The organism is Streptomyces aidingensis (assembly GCF_900112355.1).
Lineage (GTDB): Bacteria > Actinomycetota > Actinomycetes > Streptomycetales > Streptomycetaceae > Streptomyces > Streptomyces aidingensis.
This window is the reverse complement of record NZ_FOLM01000024.1, coordinates 19,186-38,610: the sequence shown is the minus strand read 5'-3', so window position 1 is coordinate 38,610 and position 19,425 is coordinate 19,186. Positions and strand designations below refer to the sequence as shown.

Sequence of the window (19,425 nt, the reverse complement as noted above, 5' to 3'; positions counted from 1 at the left end):
CGGCCCGGCCGCCGACGGAAGGTGCCGCCGGTGCCGCGTCCCCCGCTCCCCGCCGGGCGGGCGGCCGGGGCCCGCAGCGGCACCGACGCCCGGGGGGTGTGTGGCGGCCCGGGCGCGGAACGGGTTCCGGCTTCCGCGGCAGCGGCGGTCACCTTCCTCCTCCAGGGCAGCACACCGGACCGAAAGCCCGCCGAAACGGCCGGGTCCCGGCGGCGCGGGACAGCGGAGAACAGCGGAGAACAGTGGAGAACAGCGGAGGGCAGCCGGATTCACCGGGGCGCGGCCGAAAATCCACCGAAAGAGCCCGGCCCGGCACCGGCTCCGGACAGTTACCGTGCTGCCATGCGGGTTCTGGTGGTGGAGGACCAAGAGGATCTGGCGAACGCGCTGCGCAGCGGGCTGGCCCGGGCCGGGTACGCGGTGGACACCGCGGTCACCGGCTCGGCCGCGGCGGAACGGCTCGCCGTGACCGCCTACGACCTGCTGGTCCTGGACATCTCGCTGCCGGACACCGACGGGCTGACGCTCTGTGCCGGCATCCGGAGCGGCTCGCTGCCCACCGCGGCGGGCCGGGATCTGCGGGTCCTGATGCTCACCGCGCGCACCGCCCTGGCCGACCGGGTACGCGGACTGGACACCGGAGCCGACGACTATCTCACCAAGCCCTTCGCGCTCGCCGAACTCCTCGCCCGGGTGCGGGCCCTGCTGCGCCGGGACGCGGGCGGCGGCTCCGCGGTGGTCACCGTCGGACCGCTGGTGCTGGACGGCTCCCGGCACCGGGTGCTGCGTGACGGCAAGGAAGTGGCCCTGACCCTGAAGGAGTTCGGCGTGCTGCGCTATCTGATGTCCCGGCCGGGACATGTGGTCTCCGCCGAGGAACTGCTGGAACACGTCTGGGACGAGAACACCGACCCCTTCACCGAGACGGTGCGGGTGACGGTGGGCACGCTGCGCCGCAAGATCACGCCGCCGGGCGCGGAGCGGCCGGCGATCGAGACCGTCATCGGGCGCGGCTACCGGCTTCCCGCCGCGCCGCCCGTGCCGTGAGCGGGCCGCCGCCGCCCGGCCGCCGCCCGCCGCGGCAAAGCCGGCTTCCGTTCTGGATGCAGACCATCCGGTTCCGGCTCGCCGTCACCTACTCCGCCGTTCTGTTCGGCGTCGCCGCGCTGGTGGTGACCGCCGTGTACCTGGTGCTCAGCGCCACCCTGCACGCCGAGCCGCTGAACCCGGTCGAGGTCTCCCATGTGTGGCGCAACAGCGAGGGGCTGTGGGAGATCAAGGAGGACTCCACCTTCCGGGCGGCCGACTTCGAGGGGGTGGAGAACGCCGTCAACCACAAGACCCTCGGCATGCTGCGCACCCTGTCCCTCCAGGCCATCGCGGTGCTGTTCGTGGCCGGACTGGTCACCGGCTGGTGGCTGTCCGGCCGGGCGCTGCGCCCGGTGCGGCGGATCACCGAGACGGCGCGCGAGATCAGCGCCACCGATCTCTCCCGCCGGATCGCGCTGGCCGGGCCGCAGGACGAACTGCGCATGCTGGCCGACACGCTGGACTCCATGCTGGACCGGCTGGACGAGGCGTTCAGCACCCAGCGGCGGATCGTCGGCGACGCCTCGCACGAGCTGCTCAACCCGCTGGCGGTGATCCGGGCCAATGTGGAGGCGGTGCTGGCGCTGGACCACGTCGACCCGCGGGAACGGGCCCGGGCGAGCACGGTGGTGGTCCGGGCCACCGGCCGGATGACTCGGCTCATCGAGGATCTGCTGGCCTCGGCCCGCCGTGCCTCGCCCGCCTTTGTCGACCAGGACGTGGACCTGGCGTCGGTGGCGGAGGAGGTCTGCGACGAGTACGCGCAGGCCGCCAAGGACCGCGGACTGCGTCTGGAGCGGCGGCTGGCGCCCGGCCCGGTGGTCGCGGGCGATCCCCGGGCGCTGGCCCGCGCGGTGGACAACCTGCTGTCCAACGCCGTCCGGCTGGCACCCGCCGGCTCGGCGGTGACCGTGGCCTGCGGCACCCGCCGCGGCTGGTGCTGGGCTGCCGTGCGGGACCAGGGGCCGGGCATCGCACGGGAGGACCACGAACGCATCTTCACCCGCTTCTTCAGCGGCTCCGGGGGCACCACGGCCGGGCACAGCGGTCTGGGGCTGGCCATCGTCCGGCAGATCGCCGAGGCGCACGACGGCACGGTGGCGGTGCATTCCCGGCCGGGCACGGGCAGCACCTTTGTGCTCTGGTTCCCGGACCGCGCGGCCCCCGCGGACCGCGCCCCCCGCCCGCCGGCCGGTGCCCCGCTGCCGCCCGGTCCCGCGTTTCGCCCCGCTTTCGGTGCCGGTGCCTAGCGTTCCGGACAGCCGCCGCGCAGCGGACGCGGCGGCACCGGTCATGTCACGTGGGGAGTACTCGTATGTCTGACAAGCCACGGCCCGGCCGCCGGACCGTCCTCGGCACCCTGGGGCTCGCCGCCGCCGCGGGCCTGGGCACCATGCCGGTCGGCGAGGCGGCGGCGCGGGAACGGACGCAGCCGCGGCGCCATCCGCAGCGGCGGGTGGTGCTGATCACGGGCTGCAGCAGCGGCTTCGGCCATCTGACGGCACTGACCCTGGCCCGGGCGGGGCACCGGGTCTTCGCCTCCATGCGGCACCGGTACACGCGCAACGCGGGCCCGGCCGCGGCGCTGCTGAAGACCGCGCGCCGGGAAGGGCTGGCCCTGGAGGTCGTCGAGATCGACATCACCGACGAGCGGTCGGTGGAGCACGGGGTGCGCCGGGTGCGCCGCCGGGCCGGCCGGATCGACGTGCTGTTCAACAACGCCGGGATCTTCAGCCCCGCGGTGCTGGAGACCCTCACCGTGGAGGAGCTGAAGAAGTCCTTCGACACCAACCTGTTCGGGCATCTGCGGATGAACCGGGCGGTGCTTCCCCTGATGCGGGACCAGGGCGAGGGCCTGGTGGTCCAGATGACCACCGCCCTGGGCCGGTTCGTGCTGCCGTTCATGGGCTCCTACATCGGGGCCAAGTGGGCGCTGGAGGCCATGACCGAGTCCTGCCGGTATGAACTCGCCCCCTTCGGTGTGGAGTTCGTGATCGTCGAGCCGGGTGCCTACCTGACCGGGCTGCTGGACAACGGGGCCCGCTACTACCGGCAGTACCTGGACGGTCTGTCCCGGGAGGACGCGCGGCGCCGGCGCGCCTACGGCGAGCTCGCCGAGCGGGCCGAGGCCCAACTGCTGCCGGACGGTGCCTCGCCGGAGCCCCAGGAGATCGCCGACGCCGTGGCCCTGATGGTCCGCACCCCGCACGGGGAGCGTCCGATCCGGCTGGCCGGGCCCGGCTTCGGCTTCCTGGACGAGCTCAACGCGCTCTCCCAGGGGGTCGCCGCGGAGGCGATCCGGGGCAGCGGCTGGGACGACCTGCTGAGCATCGCCCCGGCCCCGGCCCCGGCGTCCTGACCACCGTGCCGTCCCCGGCCCGGCCCGGTCCCGGCTTGCTCACCGGGACCGGGCCGGGGCCTGCGGAGCGGCGGCCGGATCGTGCGCGGGGGCGGTGACCGGGGTGCCGGCGGCGGCCGTGGCGGTGGGGGCGGCGGCGGTCCCGGGTGCGGGCGCCGCGGCGGGGAGGAGGCGGCCGAGCCAGGACGGGAGCCACCAGTTGGCCCTGCCCAGCAGCTTCATGGTGGCCGGGACCAGCACCATCCGCACGATGGACGCGTCGACCGCGACGGCGGTCGCCAGACCGAGCCCCAGCATCTTGGCCGACGGATCCTCGCCCAGCACAAAGCCGAGGAACACCGACACCATGATCAGCGCGGCCGAGGTGATCACCCGGGCGGTGCCGGCCAGTCCGCGCACCACCGAGGCGTCGTTGTCACCGGTCGCCAGGTAGTGCTCGCGCACCCGGGAGAGCAGGAACACCTCGTAGTCCATCGACAGGCCGAACACGATCGCGAACATGAACATCGGGATGAAGGACACGATCGGCACCGGGGCTTCGAGGCCGATCAGCGACCTGCCCCACCCCCACTGGAACACCATCACCAGCACCCCGTACGCGGCGCCGATGCTGAGCAGATTCAGCAGCGCCGCCTTCAGCGGCACCAGGACGGAGCGGAACACCACCACCAGCAGCAGGAAGGACAGCACCACCACCGAGGCGATGAACAGCGGCAGCCGTTCCTGCACCCGGTCGCCGAGATCGATGAAGCCCGCGGTCTGACCGCCGACATGGGCGGTGGCCCCGCTGCCGGCCAGCACCGCCGGGAAGACGGCGGCGCGCAGCCGCTCGACCGTGGCGCGGGTCTCCTCGTCCTGGGGCGCGGTGGTCGCCACCGCCCGCAGCAGGGCCACCCCGGCGTCGGCGTCGATGCGCGGCGGTGCCACCGAGGCGATACCCGGGTCGTCGGCGACGGCCTCGTACAGCGGCTCCACCACCGAGGGGTCCCCGGCCAGATCGACCGCGATGACCAGCGGGCCGCTCGCACCGGGGCCGAACCCCTCCGCGACCAGGTCGTAGGCCCGCCGCTCGGTCCGGGAGTCCGGGAGGGTGCCCTCGTCGGGAAAGCCGAGGCGCAGGGCCAGCACGGGGGCGGCCAGGGCGAGCAGCAGCAGCGTGCCGCCGACCAGGTAGGCGACGGCATGGCGGCCGACATGCGTGCCCCACCGCTGCCAGAACTGCCGCGGGCGGCCCGCGCCGGGGGCGGCCGGGCGCCGGGCCCGGCGGCGCAGGATCCGGGGGATGCCGAAGCCGTTGATGCGGTGCCCGGCCAGCCCGAGGAACGCGGGCAGCAGGGTGACCGACGCCGCCACCATGATCATCACGACGGCGGCGACGGCGACACCGCCCGCGGTGACGAACGGGATGCCGGCGGCGGCGAGCCCGAGGATCGACACCACGACCGTGCCGCCCGCGAAGACGACCGCCCGGCCGGCGGTGGCGACGGCGCATCCGGCCGACTCCGCGACGCCCATCCCGGCGGCCAGGTGTTCTCGGTGACGGGTGACCAGGAAGAGCGCGTAGTCGATGCCGACCCCGAGGCCGACCATGGTGGCCAGCACCGGGGCCCAGCTCGGGATCTCCACCAGATAGGTGATCAGCTGCAGTGAGCTCACGCCGACCACCAGGCCGAACAGTGCCATGCCGATCGGCAGGCCCATGGCGATCAGTGAGCCGAACGCGACAAGCAGGACAACGACCGCCGCGAGCAGGCCCATCATCTCGCCGGTGCCGGCCTCGGCCTCCTCGAACGAGAAGAACAGATCACCACCGGCCTCGACCTGGACGGCGGCGCCGGCCCCGGCCCGGTCCTGGTAGGAGGCCACCGCTGCCTTCAGTTCCGCCAGATCACCGCTGTCGAGCTCCTGGAGCACGGGGTACTGGAGTGTGATGAGCGCGACCCGCCCGTCGGGCGAGACGGCGCCGCTCGCCACGGCCGCCTCCTGCCCGGCCGCCAGCGCACCGGCCGGATCGGAGGTCGCGATCACCGCCTCCAGCCCGGACACCTTTTCCTGCACCCGGGCCAGCGCCTGCCGGGCGGCGGGGTCGTCGAAGAAGGTCGCCGAGGCGTCATGCGGTGTCAGCACGACGCGGGCGGTCAGTCCGGCCTCGTCCGCGCCGGCGGCGGTCAGCAGTTCGGCGGCGCGCTGGGAGTCAAGTCCGGGCGCCTCGAAGGTGTCCTCCAGTTCCCGGCCGGCGGTGGCGGAGGCGGCGACGACGATGACGGCGGCAAGCAGCCAGGCGCCGATCGCCCACCATGGTCGCCGGGCGGCGGAACGACCGATCCGGAACAGCGGGGAAGACGGTGACGACACGGCGGTACTCCTCATCGGGCAGAACAGAACAGGACAGAACAGGACAGGAAAGGGCGGGGCAGAGCAGGGGCGGGGCGGCAGCCCTCGGGCCGGCCGCCATCGTGCCGTCCGCCGGCGCCCGCGCGCCTCGGTGCATCGGCCCTGTTCCATGGGCCGGAAGGAGCCCGCCCGCCTCGTCCTTCCGGCCGATCCGGGACGGGCGGGCGGACTCTACGATGAGCCGCGTGATGACCAGCCGCGCGCGACAGCTCGCCCGCGCCGCGTGGACGGAGCCCCGGGTGCCGGACCCGCCCCGCCGCGTCTGGCGCGACTGGGCGCTGCTCGCCGTCCTGGTGCCGGTCGCCGTCCTCGAAGGGCTGCTGCGGCCGGATCTGCCGTGGCGGTTCGCGGCGCTGGCCGTGGCGGTGGGCCTGATCCCCACGCTGCTGTGGCGGCGGACGCACCCGCTGCCGATGGTCGTCGTCGCGTTCGGCACCCACACACTGATGGTGGTGCTGGGCCGGGCGGCGGGCACCGAGCCGCCGGGCCTGCACACCATGGCCTATCTGCTGCTGCTGCCGTACTCCCTCTTCCGGTGGGGCTCGGGGCGCGAGGGAATGATCGGGGCGCCGGTCGTCCTGGGGACCGCCGCACTGGCGATCTCACTGCACTACACCGGAGCGGCCGACGCGATCGGCGGCTTCGCCGTGCTCCTCGCCTCCCTGGAGCTGGGCATGGCCCAGCGGCACCGGGCGAAGGCCCGCTCCCGGCAGCTGGAGGAGATCAGACTGCTCGAACGCGAGCGCCTGGCCCGCGATCTGCACGACACCGTCGCCCACCATGTCTCGGCCATCGCGATCCGGGCCCAGGCCGGCCTCGCCGTTTCGGCGACCGATCCGGACGCCGCCGGCGCGGCGCTCCGGCTGATCGAGGCGGAGGCGAAACGCACGCTGGACGAGATGCGCTCCATGGTCCGGGTCCTGCGCCGCGCCGACGGCGGGGCCGCGACACGCGCCCCGGTGCCGCTGGTCACCGATCTCGGCGCGCTCGCGCTGCCGCACGACGGCACGGGCCGGCCCGCGGTGGATGTCGAGATCACCGGCGAGGTCGGCGGTCTGGCCCCGGCGCTCTCGGCGGCGGTCTACCGGCTTGCCCAGGAGTCCGTCACCAACGCCCGCCGGCACGCCCGGCATGCCTCCCGGATCGCGGTGTCGGTCGCGGCCGACGCACGGTCGGTGCGGCTCCGGGTGAGCGACGACGGCGATCACGTTCATCCGCGTTCGGGTGCCACGCCCGGCTACGGGCTGCTGGGGATGGCCGAGCGGGCCGGTCTGCTCGGCGGTTCGCTGCGCGCCGGCCCGGACCCGGGCGGCGGCTGGACCGTGACGGCCGTGCTGCCCAGGAACGGGGCGGGTGCCGCATGACCGTTCGGGTGCTGGTCGCCGATGACCAGGAAATCGTGCGCACCGGGCTGACCATGATCCTGCGGGCGCAGCCCGGCATCACGGTGATCGGGCAGGCCGCCGACGGCCACCGCGCCGTGGAGCTCGCCCGTTCGCTGCGCCCGGATGTGTGCCTGTTCGACATCCGCATGCCGGGGATCGACGGCATCGAAGCGACCCGGCGGCTGGCCGGGCCGCAGGTCGCCGACCCGTCGGCGGTCGTGGTGATCACCACCTTCGATCTGGACGAGTATGTGCATGCCGCGCTGAAGGCCGGTGCCCGCGGGTTTCTGCTCAAGGACGCCGGGCCGGAGCTGCTCGCCCAGGCGGTCCACGCGGCGGCGGCCGGCGATGCGCTGATCGCCCCGAGTATCACCGCGCGGCTGCTCGCCGCGTTCGCAGACGCCGGAGCGGCCGGGGCCGGCGGGGCCGGCGGGGCCGGGTCCGGGGGCGCGCCGCCGCAGCCGGTGGAGGCGCTGACCCACCGGGAGGAGGACGTGCTGGTGGCGGTCGCCCGCGGACGGACCAACGCGGAGATCGCCGCCGAGCTGTACATCAGCCTGAGCACGGTCAAGACCCATATCGCCCGCCTGATGCAGAAGCTCGGCGCCCGCAACCGTGTCGAGATCGCCATGTGGGCCTACGAAACGCGCCGCCTCGAAGGCTCGGGGGGACCGGGCGGCCGGTGAGCGGGCGGCGCATCGGAGGCCGGCGGCCCGCTCGGTCCCCGCGGTCCGGCCGGGGGCGCCGTCAGGCCGAGGTCCTGGGGTGCGGTTCGGGGCCCTGGGCGCGCAGTTGCTCGTTGATGCGCCGGGCTTCTTCGAGCTGGTCTTCGAGGACGATGATCCGGCAGGCGGCCTCGATGGGGGTGCCCCGGTCGACGAGTTCGCGGGCGCGGGCGGCGATGCGCAACTGGTAGCGGGAGTAGCGGCGGTGACCGCCCTCGGAGCGCAGGGGGGTGATCAGGCGGTGTTCGCCGAGGGAACGGAGAAAGGCGGGGGTGGTATCGAGCATCTCGGCGGCCCGGCCCATGGTGTAGGCGGGGTAGTCGTCGTCGTCGAGATTGTCGGTGGCGCGGGTACTGCGAGGGGGCATAGACCTCTTCTTCCAGGGACGCGTCGGGGGGCCCGGGTGCCGTATGGCACCCGGGCCCCGAGCCTTCCACTACGTGTTGTACCGCTTGACCTGCTCGCACGGCAGTTCGTCTCTGCCGTGCCCACGGGACCTTCTGAGTACAAAAGAAACAGTAACCCCGAGACTCGCCAATGTCTACTGTCGCCACGACAGATTTTCTCTACGCCGCCTGCTCGGAGTTCTGACACAGCCACGCCGGGAAGAGTGATGTCCCGACGAGGCCCCCGGGCCGCGCCGTCCGTCCCCCGGACGGAGCAGGCCGACAGCACAGAAGCGCCCGCCACCGCCGTACAGGACGGCGGGGCGGGCGCGGACGTCCGGTGGGTGGCGGACGGGTCTGCTCGGTCAGGCGGGCTCAGAGCCGCCGAGCAGCGCGGAGGCCTGCTGGAGCGGGGTGGAGGCATCGTCGGCGAGGGCCGGGGCCGGACCGGGGGTCCGGCAGACGAAGCCGAGGGCCGTCATGGCCCGGATCACTTCGCCGGCGCTGAAGTCGCGCCGGTCCTGCCGGGTGATGACCTCGCCCGCTTGTTTGACGGGGTACTGGCGACGGCCGATGGTCACGGACACACCCGTGATCGGCTCGGGCTTGACGCCCTTCATCGCTTCCAGCACATCTCTCCTGGTCAAGTCGAACGGATAGCGGGCGATGATGCAGCGCATGAGACCTCACTGAGGGGAGGGGGAAAGGGACCGGTGCCGGGACGACGGGGGTGCTAGGCGGCCTCGTTGAAGGCGGCCGGCCGCCGGGCGGTGCGGCGGGCCGGCTGCGAGGGGCGGCCACGCCGGGAACGGGAGGCGGGGTTGCGCCGGGGCCGCTCGGCCGCCGGTGCGGTGAGGACCACCGGCACGCCGGAAGGGTCTCGCGCGCCGGTGATGCGGCTCAGCTCGGCCTCTCCGGGCCGCACCCGGGTGATCCGCGGAACGATGCCGGCGTCCGCCATGAGGCGGGTTATGCCGCGGCGCTGGTCGGGGGTGACCAGGGTGACGACACTGCCCGACTCCCCCGCCCGGGCCGTACGGCCGCCCCGGTGCAGATAGTCCTTGTGGTCCGTCGGCGGGTCGACATTGACCACCAGATCGAGGTGGTCGATATGGATGCCGCGGGCGGCGACATTGGTGGCGACGAGAACGGTGACCTGCCCGTTCTTGAACAGGGCCAGCGTCCGGGTGCGCTGCGGCTGCGACTTGCCGCCGTGCAGCGCGCCGGCCCGCACTCCGCTTCTGAGCAGGTTCCGGGTCAGCCGGTCCACCGCGTGCTTGGTGTCCAGAAACATGATCACCCGGCCCTCGCGGGCGGCGATCTGCGTCGTGGTGGCCTGCTTGTCGGCGCTGAGCACATGCAGCACGTGGTGCTCCATGGTCGTCACCACACCGGCGGTGGGGTCCACCGTGTGCACCACCGGATCGGCCAGGTAGCGACGGACCAGCAGGTCCACATTGCGGTCCAGGGTGGCGGAGAAGAGCATCCGCTGCCCGCCGGGGACGACCTGGTCGAGCAGGGCGGTGACCTGGGGCAGGAAGCCCATGTCGGTCATCTGGTCCGCCTCGTCCAGAACGGTGACGGCGACCTGGTCGAGCAGGCAGTCACCCCGTTCGATGAGGTCCTTGAGCCGTCCGGGGGTGGCGACCACGACCTCGGCTCCGCCGCGCAGCGCGGCGGCCTGGCGGCCGATCGGCATCCCGCCGACCACCGTGGCCGTCCGCAGTCCGACCGCGCGGGCGTACGGGGCGAGCGCGTCGGTGACCTGCTGGGCCAGCTCGCGGGTGGGGACCAGGACCAGGGCCCGGGGCCGCCGGGGCTCGGCGCGCTGCCCCGCGCAGCGGGCCAGCACAGCCAGCCCGAACGCCAGGGTCTTGCCGGAGCCGGTACGGCCGCGGCCGAGGACATCACGGCCGGCCAGGGAGTTGGGCAGGGTGGCGGCCTGGATCGGGAACGGGGCGCTCACCCCCTGGGCACGGAGTTCGGCCAGCAGCCGGCCGGGCATGTCGAGCTCGGCGAAGGTCTCGACGGCGGGCAGCGCCGGGGCCCGGGTGACGGGCAGGGCGAACTCCCCGGCCCCCGCCGCCCGGCGGGCATGGCCGCCGGAGCGGCTGCCGGGACGGGTGCGGGAGCGGGCGGGAGTGCGTGTGCGGTTCATACGGAACCTTCCGCGATGGGGCACGTGTCAAGGAATCACCGTGGAAGGTGAGCAGCACGGGGAATCGCGAGAACGAACCGGAGTATGAAGAGAAGAACAGAACCAAGGGGGAATGCGGCCGGGCGGGACGGAAAATTACCGCCGGCCGGAACGGGCGGGGCCGCCGGGGGCACCGGGCGGGGTCGGGCTCATACGGGATATGTGTCCCGGAGCGGGACCGGACGTCCGCCGATATGCCATGGGCCGGGGCTCGCACCCGTGGGTGCGGGCCCCAGCCCACATGCGGCGCCGGATCAGGCGAGAACGATGTTCTCGGCCGTCGGGCCCTTCTGGCCCTGCGCGATGTCGAAGTTCACCTTCTGGCCTTCGTGCAGCTCACGGAAGCCCTGGGCGGCGATGTTCGAGTAGTGGGCGAAGACGTCGGCGCCGCCGCCGTCCTGCTCGATGAAGCCGAAACCCTTTTCCGCGTTGAACCACTTCACGGTGCCAGATGCCATGTCAATTCTCCTTCGGGGGCAGTGCCCGGAGCCCGCACCGTGCGGACTCGACGTCGCCGCTATGATCACCCTCCGGAAAATAACCGGCCAGTCAGGACACTCCCACGGCTGGAAACAGCCTTCGGGGCCGCGGAGTTTTCGGGAACCAGAACTGCAACTGCCACCGACGGTAGCACGGCGGGAGGGGCACCGCCGGGTGCGGAATCCCGCCCGGTCCGGCCCCGCGAACAATCCTGGCCGCGCATTATGGAGATTTCTGACTTCCCGGCGACAGATATGTGTTCGCCGTCGGGGCAGTTCCAGGCGGCGGCGCGGTGCCGGCCCCGGGGCCGCCGCCCCGAGTCGGCTACGGGAGAAGTTGACGGGTGAGGCCGTCGGCGGCCCACCGCTGCCAGCGGGCGGGGGGCCAGCCCCGGGTGGCGACCAGCAGGCCGTAGGTCTCGGGGCCGAGCAGCGCCAGGGCGATGTCGGCGGCGGAGGCCGCGTCATGGCTGTCGCGAAGTCCGCCGCCGGTCTTCCGGACCAGGGCTTCGGCGAAGCGGAGCTGGACCGTGTGCCGCTGCCGCTGATTGGTCCGCCACAGTTCGGCCATCTCCGCATCGGCGACGGCGGCGCCCCGGACGACCTCCAGCACGGGGGCGGCACGCTCCAGGACGACGCGGGCGCCGGCGGCCTGGCGGGCGAGCTGGGCCGCCGGGTCGGGTTCGGCCAGGACCGCCCGGGCCCACGGGCGGTCCAGCGTGGCCACCGGGTCGGCGTCGCCGGCGATCACGGTGTCGAGCAGCTCGGCCAGCACCGCCCGCTTGGTGCCGAAGGTGAAGTAGACGGTCTGCACGCTCACCCCGGCGTTCCGGGCGATGTCCTCCACGGTGGTGCCGGTCCAGCCGCGCTCGGGGAAGAGCCGGCCCGCGGCGTCCAGCATCCGCTGTCGTGTCCGGCGGGTCTTCTCGGCCCGGGACGGACGAGTGGTCACGGCGGTCACCTTCCCCGGTCGGCTCCCCCGGCCCGCCTTCGGCCGAGTTGACCGTAGTGAGACTACAGTGATATTTCGTTGGAGCGTGACTACAACGAATGGGCGGGTCCTCGTCGTCGGCGGTCACGGGGCCGTCGGCTCGGTGGTGACCGCCGCCCTTGACCGCTGGTTTCCCCGCCGGGTGCTCACCGCGGGCCGCAGCCGCGGCGTCCGGATGGACGTCACCGACCCCGACGGCTTCCGGCGCACGCTGGACGGCCTGGACGACATCGCGGCCGTCGTCCTGTGCGTCCAGCCGCCGGACGCCGGGCCGGCCAGAGCCTGCCTGGAACGGGGTATCCATCTGGTCGACGTGAACGCCCAGCCCGCCCTGCTGGCGGAGGTGTCCCGGCTGGACGGCGCGGCCGCAGCCGCCGGCGCCACGGCCGTGCTCAGCGTCGGGATCGCCCCGGGCCTGACAAACCTCCTCGCCCGACGGGCACACGACGTCGTCGGCGGCGCCGAACGCCTGGAGCTGACGGTTCTGCTGGGCGCGGGCGAGCGGCACGGCGCCGACGCGGTGCGCTGGACCGTCGAGGCGCTGGCCACCCCGCCCGGCGCCGCCCGCCCGCGCCGTGTCGCACTGCCGGGCCACGGCCGGCGGAGGGCGCACCCGTTCCCCTTCTCCGACCAGCACACCCTGCCGGAGACGCTCGGCGTGCCGGAGGTCACCACCCGGCTGTGCCTGGACTCCCGCGCCCTCACCCGCGTGCTGTTCGCCCTGCGGCCGGCCACCCGCCGCCCCGGGCTGCGGCGGGCGCTGGCAGCCGCGCTGCGGCACACGCACCTCGGCGGTGACCCGTTCGCCGTCCGCGCCGACGCCTGGCGCGGGGACCGGCACGCCGCCTTCGCCCTCACCGGCCGCACCCAGAGCCGGATCAGCGGCCTGGTCGCGGCCCACACCGCCCGCCGGGCGCTGGACGGCCGGCTGCCCGCCGGGGTCCATCACATCGAGCAAGTGCCGGTGCTGGCCGATCTGCCCGAGTGCCTGGCCCCGGAAGGAGTCACCCTGCACACCTTGCCCGAGGACCGGGCGCGGGACCGGGCGTGAGCGGGTCCCGGCGGGTGGCGGATCGGGGCGGGGGAGGTCCGCGGCGGATGGATCGGTCAGGATTCGAGAAGCGCGGGCCGAAGGGCCGTGCCTAGCATGATCGTCATGGACATCACCATTCACACCAGCTTTCTGCCGCACGACGACCCGGAAGCCTCCCTGGCCTTCTACCGCGACGTGCTCGGCTTCGAGGTCCGCAACGACGTCGGTCAGGGCACGATGCGCTGGATCACGGTCGGTCCCCCCGGCCGGCCCGACACCTCCATCCTGCTGGCGCCGCCGGCCACCGACCCCGGCATCACCGAGGAGGAGCGGCGCGTCATCGCCGAGATGATGGCCAAGGGCACCTACGGATGGATCCTGCTGGCCACCCGGGACCTGGACACCACCTTCGAGCAGGTGCAGGCCAAGGACGCCGAGGTGGTGCAGGAGCCGACCGAGCAGCCCTACGGCATCCGGGACTGCGCCTTCCGCGACCCCGCGGGCAATCTGATCCGCATCCAGGAGATCGGCTGAGCCGCCGGTGACGGTGGCGGCCGACGGCAGAGCGACGGCAGTGAGGGAGCACCCGTATGTGTCACCCCGCGTGGGGGCGGGCCCGCGCCGCGGCGCACCGCCTCGGGGAGCTGGCGCGGCTGCGCCGGGTCCGTGACCGGATCGACCGGGAGTACGCGCAGCCGCTGAACGTCGAGGCGCTCGCCCGCGGCGCGAACATGTCCGCCGGGCACCTCAGCCGCCAGTTCCGGCTGGCCTACGGCGAGTCCCCGTACGCGTACCTGATGACCCGCCGGATCGAGCGGGCGGCGGCCCTGCTGCGGCGCGGCGACCTCAGCGTCACCGAGGTCTGCTTCGCGGTCGGCTGCTCCTCGCTCGGCACCTTCAGCACCCGCTTCGGCGAGCTGTACGGCATGCCGCCCAGCGCCTACCGGAACCGCACGCCGGCCGGAGGCGCCGCGGGGCTGCCGCAGTGTCTGGCCAAGCAGGTCACCCGACCGGTCAGGAATCAAGAAGCCCTGGTCACCGTGGCGGAACTAGCGTGATGACCATGACATCGATCGAATCCGTCACCCTTGAGGTGGCCGACCCCGCGGCCGCTCGGCGCTTCTGCACCGCCGCCTTCGGGCTGGACACGCAGATCCGGCTGCGGGCCTCGGAGGCCCCCAGCACCGGCTTCCGGGGATTCACCCTGACGCTGTCGGTGGCCCAGCCGGCCACCGTCGACAGCTTCATGGCCTCCGCCCTGGAGGCCGGCGCCGCGGTGCTGAAGCCCGCCGCCAAGTCGCTCTGGGGCTACGGCGGTGTGGTGCGGGCCCCGGACGGGACCATCTGGCAGCTCGCGTCCACGTCCAAGAAGAACACCGGTCCCGCCACCAGGGAGTTCGACAGCATCGTGCTGCTGCTGGGCGTTTCGGACGTGGCCGCGAGCAAGCGGTTCTACACCGGCCGGGGGCTTTCCGTGGCCAAGAGCTTCGCCCGCGTGTATGCCGAGTTCGCCCCCGGGACGGGCCCCCTCACCCTGGCGCTGTACCGGCGCCGGGCGCTGGCCAAGCTCGCCGGGGTCGCTCCCGAGGGGTCCGGCTCGCACCGGATCGTGATCGGCGGCGATGCCGGGACCTTCACCGACCCGGACGGCTTCGCCTGGGAGGCCACCGCGCCGGCGTCCGCCCGCTGAGGGGCCCGCCCGGCCGCCCGTGGCCCGGCCGCCCGGGGCGGGGGCGGCCGTGGCAGGGGCGGCCGTGGCAGGGGCGGCCGGGCGGGCCGGGGCGCGGTGTCAGGAGACCCCGGCGGGCCGTCCGGTGCGGCGGCTTTGGCGGCTGCGGACCGTGCCGGTCACGGCGTCCACGGCGAGGAAGGCCAGCAGGCTGACGCCCAGCACGGGCAGCGCCCAGCCGATGAACACCACCGCCGGGATGCCGAGCAGCAGCACCGGCCGGGCCAGGCCGCGCCAGGTGCCCCGGGCGGGGGGCCGGCCCAGGGCGGGCCAGGCCGCGTCCCGCAGCGGGCGGCGCTGCCACCACATGCGGTAGCCGTAGCCCACCAGCCACAGGACGCCGAGCGCGATGGCGGCCAGCACGAGCTGGTTGGCCAGGCCGAAGAGACGGCCCATGTGGGCCTGGATGCCGAGCGTGCTGAGCTTGGCCAGCAGCGGGTGGTCGGCGAAGGCCAGCCGGTCCAGCACCTCGCCGGTGCCGGGGTCGACGGCCACGGTGTCCAGCCGTACCGGCCAGACCTTGTCGTCCTGGGCGACGGTCCAGCCATGGGCGTGGTCCGGCGGCGGGGTCAGCTTCACCGGGCCGTCCAGACCGGCCCCGCGGGCCGCGGCCAGTACGCGGTCGGCCTGCCCGGCGGCGGTGGCGGCGGCGGTGCCGTCCTCCGGCTGCCCGCCTTCGTGGTGGTGACCGGCGCCGCCGTCACCGGCACCGTCGCCACCGCCGGCGGTGCCCTCCTCGCCGGAGGCGGCGGGCAGGGCGGTGGCCACCTCGGGTGCATGGGAGTTGAACGAGCCCTGGAGCGCGTCGAACCGGCCGCCCGCATAGTTCGACCAGGTCAGGCCGGTGGCGCTCAGCACCAGCAGACCCAGCGCCAGCCAGACGCCCGCGGAGGCGTGCAGGGTGCGGGAGCGGCGTACCCCGCGGGCGGAGAGCTGCGGCAGCAGCACCCCGCGCGCACCCCGGGCGCGCTGCCCCCTGGCCCGCCGCAGCCACAGCACCAGCCCGGCCAGGGCCAGTACCCACAGCCAGCTCGCGGCCAGCTCCGAGTACAGCCGCCCGAGGTCGCCCAGGTGCAGGGAGCCGTGCAGCTCGCTCAGCCAGGTGGTCAGCGGCGGACTGCCGAAGTTGGTCTCCAGGGCGCCGCGCACCGCGCCGGTGTAGGGGTCGACATAGACGGTGCGCTGCTGGTCGCCGAGTTCGGGGACGGACAGCACCACGCGGGTGGTGGCCTCCGGGTCCGCGGGCACGACGACGGAGGACAGGGTGCCCTCCGGGTGGGCGGCGAGGGCGGCGTCGATCTGCTCGCCGAGGGGCACGGGGCCGCCGGTGATCCGGTCCACCGTCAGCTCGTCGCCGTAGACGGCCTGTTCGAGCTGGGGGGCGAAGGCGTAGGCCAGGCCGGTCAGGGCCAGCAGCGCCAGGAACGGCGCCACCAGGACGCCCGCGTAGAAGTGCAGACGGCGCAGCAGCGCCAGTCCGCCGGACCGGGCGCCGGCGGTCCCGGGCCGGGAACCCGGCTCCGGCTCCGCGCCCGGCCCGGCGGCCTTGGGCACATCTGAGGTTATGGACATGTCAAGCTCCTGTCCGTTCGTGGCCCGCGCGCCCGGCCGGGACGGGGGTGGGGAGGCCGGGGCGTCCGGCACACGAACACTGATGGCAACGGCTGGGAACCGCCCGCGGTGGGGCGGGTGTCACTCCGCGGCCGAGCGGCGCCGCGGCACGGGCCTGACAGGAACGGCGGGACCCCGGCGGCCCATGGAGCGGCCGTCGGGCGAAGTCGATCAGGCCGGGGCCGGCCGCGGCGGTCCGCGCCGGGACACCGACCTGGCGAGCAGCCGCAGCTTCGGCGGCTGCCGCACCGGCGGCGGCGGACCGCCCGGCCCGGACGGTGCCGGCGCCGGGGGCCGCGGCCGGAGCGGGCGGGCCGGGCGGGCCGGGCGGGCCGGGCGGGCCGGCCGACGGAGCATCAGCGCCGCCGTGCGGCGCAGCAGCCTCTCCCCGTGCGCCGCAGCGCCGGCCCCGGCCAGCCAGGCCAGCCCGTGGGCCATCGCCATCTCCGGCGCGGGGCCGTGGACGGCCGCCGCCTCGGCATGCCAGGGATGCGGCCGGGCGAGGGCCGGTGCCCCGCCGGCGGCCGGGCCGGAGTGCAGCACGCAGAGCAGCAGATGCAGCACGCACTGCCCGGCGCCCGCCGCAAGCAGCGTCAACGGGGGCCGCAGGTGCCGCCGGACGGCCGGCCGGGCCGCGGGCGCCAGCAGCGCCAGCAGCAGGGCCAGGGCCGCCAGCCGGTCCGGGGCGGGCGGCCGCCCGCCGGCCGCGAGATGAGCGGCCAGCGCGGACGCCAGCCCGAGTTCCGCGCCCAGCACCACCCGCACCACCGCACCCGCACACCGCCGGGGCGGGGCCCCGCGGTGACGGGCGGACGGCGGCGGTGTCATCGGTTCCTCGGACGGTAGGGCGGCGGGGGCCGGGGGCGGCGGGAAAGCCATGGCACGACATGGCGTGACATGGCATGCGCATGACGGGAGCGCTCCCACACACCATGGGAGCGCAGCACCGCGCCCGTCAAGGCTCCGGGCACCACCGGAACCCGCCGCACCGCCGCGGAACCCGGTCCGGGCGCGGCGCGCGCTCCCCGGCGCCCGGCCACACGCGCTCAGGCGAGGCGGCGGATGGCGATCACATTGTCGACGAGGGTGCCGGTCACCCCGTCCGGGCCGGTGGCCTCGCGTTCCGGGCTGGCCAGGCGTTCGGCGCGGTATCCGGCCGGGTCCAGGCCGATGCCGTCGTACACCTCCCGCGGGCCGGGAAAGTGGTGGTGGGCGTGGTGGTCCTTGGCCCAGGGCGGCGGCGCTCCGTGGTCGACGATGAACAGCACGCCGCCCACGGTCAGCGCCGCGGCGGCACGGCGGAAGATCGCCGGCCGGGAGAACTCGAACGGCGCTTGCAGATACTGGGCGCTGATCAGGCCGAAGCTGCCCGCCGGGAAGCTGCGGGACAGATCGTGCCGCTCGGTGGTGACCCGGTCCGCCACCCCCGCCGCCTCGACCCGGGCGCGGGTGCGTGCCAGGGCGAGGGAGGAGATGTCCACGGCGGTGACCTGCCAGCCGAGCCCGGCGAGGTGGGCGGCATCGCCGCCCTCGCCGCAGCCGAGGTCCAGTGCGCGGCCGGGCGGCAGCGCGGCGGCGAATCCGGCCAGCGGGGCATTGACCCGGCCGGACCAGATCTGCTCGCGGGCGGCGTAGTGGTTCTCCCAGAAGTCCTGGGCATCGCCGTGGTCGTCGCTGTCGGCAGGGCTGGGGGTATGGCTGTGGGTGCTCATGACGCCAGAGTGGGGCGGCGGCTGCGGAAACGACGAACGTTCTTGCCGTTACGGCAAAAACCCGCGCCGCGGCGGCCCCCGGCCACCCGGCCCCGGGCACATGCCGGAACCGGGCGGACCGGCGGGGCGGCCGGGCGGCCGGGCGGTCCGTCAGAGGCGCTGCCAGAGGCCCGGCCGCGCCCCGAATACGGTCAGCCGTCCGCCCGCTCACCCGCCGCCGTGCCCCTTGACGCGCAACCGGGGCGGAGCACGGTGGACGGCGCGAGCGCACGCCCCGAACGGGTGATGGTCCGGGATGCCTCTGCGTTGCCCAGGCCGGTGTGAGGGAAGGGCCGGTGGGTGGTCAGGGGATGGGGGAGATGACGATCTTGCCGCGGGCGTGGCCGGCGGCGAGGGTGGCCAGGCCCTCGGCGGCGCGGTCCAGGGGGAGAACGGTGCCGATGTCGACGGTGAGGGCGCCGGCCGCGGCGTCCTGGGCGAGCGGGGCGATGACGTCCCGTTCCGGGTCCGCCCGCACATTGCGGCCGGCCAGGCCGGCCGCGGCCAGGGTCTGGTCATCGGCGGCGCCGAGGGTGGAGGCGATCCGGCCGCCCTTGCGGACGAGTTCCAGCGGCACCGCGTCGGGAGTGCGGGAAACCAGGTCGATCATCGCGTCCACCCCGCCGGGGTACTCGTCGCGGACCTGCTCGACCAGATCGCCGGTGGTGTGGTCCACGACCCTGGCGGCGCCCAGCGCCATCAGGCGGTCGGTGTCGGCGGGGGTGCCGGTGGCGACGACGGAGATCCGGCGGGCGGCGAGCAGCTGCACGGCGTACGAGCCGACGCCGCCGGTGGCGCCGACCACCAGCGCGGACTGGCCCGCCTCGGCGGCGACGGCGTCGACGCAGCCCGCGGCGGCGGCACCGGCCAGCGGCAGTGCCGCCGCGGCGGCGAAGTCCAGCGCGGCCGGCTTGGACACCAGCCGGGCGGCGGGCAGCACCGCGTACCCGGCCACGGTGCCGGCCTGGACGGGCGGGACCAGCGCGATATTGCCGAAAACCTCGTCGCCCGGGGCGAACCGGCGGGCACCCTCGCCGGCCCGCTCCACCACGCCCGCCGCGTCCCGGCCGATCACCAGCGGATAGCGGTGCTCCATCCGCTCGGCCATGGCGCCGCTCGCCAGGGCGGTGTCCAGGGCGTTCAGGCCGGCGGCCCGCACCCGGAGCAGGACCTCCCCGGGCCCCGGGACCGGCACCGGCAGGTCCGAGACCTCCGGCTGCCGCCCGGCGGCGGGGACGTTGAGTGCGCGCATGACGGTGCTCCTAGGGCGTCCGGGAGGACGGCGCGGGCCACCCG

19 protein-coding genes are annotated in these 19,425 nt (G+C 74.7%); 9 read left to right on the top strand and 10 right to left on the bottom strand.

What is annotated here, in order from left to right:
* Positions 1–342: 342 nt before the first annotated feature.
* The 3 genes from BM242_RS26555 to BM242_RS26545 all read left to right on the top strand — a co-directional run bounded on the left by BM242_RS26555 (position 343) and on the right by BM242_RS26545 (position 3,448).
* Complete coding sequence (locus BM242_RS26555) at positions 343–1,047, top strand: response regulator transcription factor (protein WP_093841491.1); 705 nt, start codon at positions 343–345, stop codon at positions 1,045–1,047.
* A gap of 56 nt (positions 1,048–1,103) precedes the next feature.
* On the top strand, positions 1,104–2,339 hold the full coding sequence (locus BM242_RS26550; protein WP_093841490.1) for a sensor histidine kinase: 1,236 nt from the start codon (positions 1,104–1,106) through the stop codon (positions 2,337–2,339).
* A gap of 65 nt (positions 2,340–2,404) precedes the next feature.
* Positions 2,405–3,448: an SDR family oxidoreductase gene (locus BM242_RS26545; RefSeq protein ID WP_093841489.1), complete on the top strand. Its 1,044-nt coding sequence runs from the start codon at positions 2,405–2,407 to the stop codon at positions 3,446–3,448.
* A 39-nt stretch (positions 3,449–3,487) separates the two neighbouring features.
* On the opposite strand, the gene BM242_RS26540 is transcribed toward BM242_RS26545, so the two are convergent.
* Positions 3,488–5,803: an MMPL family transporter gene (locus BM242_RS26540; RefSeq protein WP_245834545.1), complete on the bottom strand. Its 2,316-nt coding sequence runs from the start codon at positions 5,801–5,803 to the stop codon at positions 3,488–3,490.
* Between the two features lie 227 nt (positions 5,804–6,030).
* Between BM242_RS26540 and BM242_RS26535 the strand changes: the two genes are divergently transcribed.
* Complete coding sequence (locus BM242_RS26535) at positions 6,031–7,206, top strand: sensor histidine kinase (RefSeq protein WP_175541595.1); 1,176 nt, start codon at positions 6,031–6,033, stop codon at positions 7,204–7,206.
* A complete protein-coding gene (locus BM242_RS26530) occupies positions 7,203–7,913 on the top strand; it encodes a response regulator (RefSeq protein ID WP_093841486.1) in 711 nt (236 codons plus the stop codon). The genes BM242_RS26535 and BM242_RS26530 overlap by 4 nt, the downstream gene beginning before the upstream one ends.
* 61 nt (positions 7,914–7,974) lie before the next feature.
* Here the strand turns inward: BM242_RS26530 and BM242_RS26525 are convergent, their stop codons facing one another.
* From BM242_RS26525 to BM242_RS26505, 5 genes are all read right to left on the bottom strand, one after another.
* Positions 7,975–8,319 (bottom strand): MerR family transcriptional regulator, encoded by a 345-nt coding sequence (locus tag BM242_RS26525; protein ID WP_093841485.1) that lies wholly within the window; start codon positions 8,317–8,319, stop codon positions 7,975–7,977.
* A 384-nt stretch (positions 8,320–8,703) separates the two neighbouring features.
* Positions 8,704–9,018, bottom strand: coding sequence for an SCO5918 family protein (locus BM242_RS26520; protein ID WP_093841484.1), 315 nt, complete (start codon positions 9,016–9,018; stop codon positions 8,704–8,706).
* 53 nt (positions 9,019–9,071) lie between these two features.
* Entirely contained in the window at positions 9,072–10,496 is a 1,425-nt protein-coding gene (locus BM242_RS26515; RefSeq protein WP_093841483.1) for a DEAD/DEAH box helicase, read from the bottom strand.
* Positions 10,497–10,789: 293 nt separating this feature from the next.
* The gene (locus BM242_RS26510) at positions 10,790–10,993 is read right to left on the bottom strand and encodes a cold-shock protein (protein WP_093841482.1); all 204 of its coding nucleotides are present in this window, start codon (positions 10,991–10,993) and stop codon (positions 10,790–10,792) included.
* 346 nt (positions 10,994–11,339) lie between these two features.
* Entirely contained in the window at positions 11,340–11,966 is a 627-nt protein-coding gene (locus BM242_RS26505) for a TetR/AcrR family transcriptional regulator (RefSeq protein ID WP_093841528.1), read from the bottom strand.
* An 85-nt stretch (positions 11,967–12,051) separates the two neighbouring features.
* Between BM242_RS26505 and BM242_RS26500 the strand changes: the two genes are divergently transcribed.
* The 4 genes from BM242_RS26500 to BM242_RS26485 all read left to right on the top strand — a co-directional run bounded on the left by BM242_RS26500 (position 12,052) and on the right by BM242_RS26485 (position 14,728).
* On the top strand, positions 12,052–13,056 hold the full coding sequence (locus BM242_RS26500) for a saccharopine dehydrogenase family protein (RefSeq protein ID WP_093841481.1): 1,005 nt from the start codon (positions 12,052–12,054) through the stop codon (positions 13,054–13,056).
* Positions 13,057–13,161: 105 nt separating this feature from the next.
* Entirely contained in the window at positions 13,162–13,572 is a 411-nt protein-coding gene (locus BM242_RS26495; RefSeq protein WP_093841527.1) for a VOC family protein, read from the top strand.
* 56 nt (positions 13,573–13,628) lie between these two features.
* Positions 13,629–14,096, top strand: a complete 468-nt coding sequence (locus tag BM242_RS26490) for a helix-turn-helix transcriptional regulator (protein ID WP_093841480.1) — start codon at positions 13,629–13,631, stop codon at positions 14,094–14,096.
* 5 nt (positions 14,097–14,101) lie between these two features.
* Positions 14,102–14,728 carry a VOC family protein gene (locus BM242_RS26485; RefSeq protein WP_093841526.1) on the top strand — a complete coding sequence of 209 codons (627 nt, stop codon included), beginning with the start codon at positions 14,102–14,104 and terminating at the stop codon, positions 14,726–14,728.
* A gap of 99 nt (positions 14,729–14,827) precedes the next feature.
* On the opposite strand, the gene BM242_RS26480 is transcribed toward BM242_RS26485, so the two are convergent.
* The 4 genes from BM242_RS26480 to BM242_RS30985 form a co-directional block, all read right to left on the bottom strand.
* The gene (locus tag BM242_RS26480; protein WP_093841479.1) at positions 14,828–16,339 is read right to left on the bottom strand and encodes a PepSY-associated TM helix domain-containing protein; all 1,512 of its coding nucleotides are present in this window, start codon (positions 16,337–16,339) and stop codon (positions 14,828–14,830) included.
* Between the two features lie 210 nt (positions 16,340–16,549).
* Positions 16,550–17,206, bottom strand: a complete 657-nt coding sequence (locus BM242_RS26475) for a hypothetical protein (protein ID WP_139238461.1) — start codon at positions 17,204–17,206, stop codon at positions 16,550–16,552.
* Between the two features lie 218 nt (positions 17,207–17,424).
* Positions 17,425–18,090, bottom strand: coding sequence for an SAM-dependent methyltransferase (locus tag BM242_RS26470; protein ID WP_093841477.1), 666 nt, complete (start codon positions 18,088–18,090; stop codon positions 17,425–17,427).
* A 343-nt stretch (positions 18,091–18,433) separates the two neighbouring features.
* Positions 18,434–19,381 carry an NADP-dependent oxidoreductase gene (locus tag BM242_RS30985; protein WP_093841476.1) on the bottom strand — a complete coding sequence of 316 codons (948 nt, stop codon included), beginning with the start codon at positions 19,379–19,381 and terminating at the stop codon, positions 18,434–18,436.
* Positions 19,382–19,425: the final 44 nt, after the last annotated feature.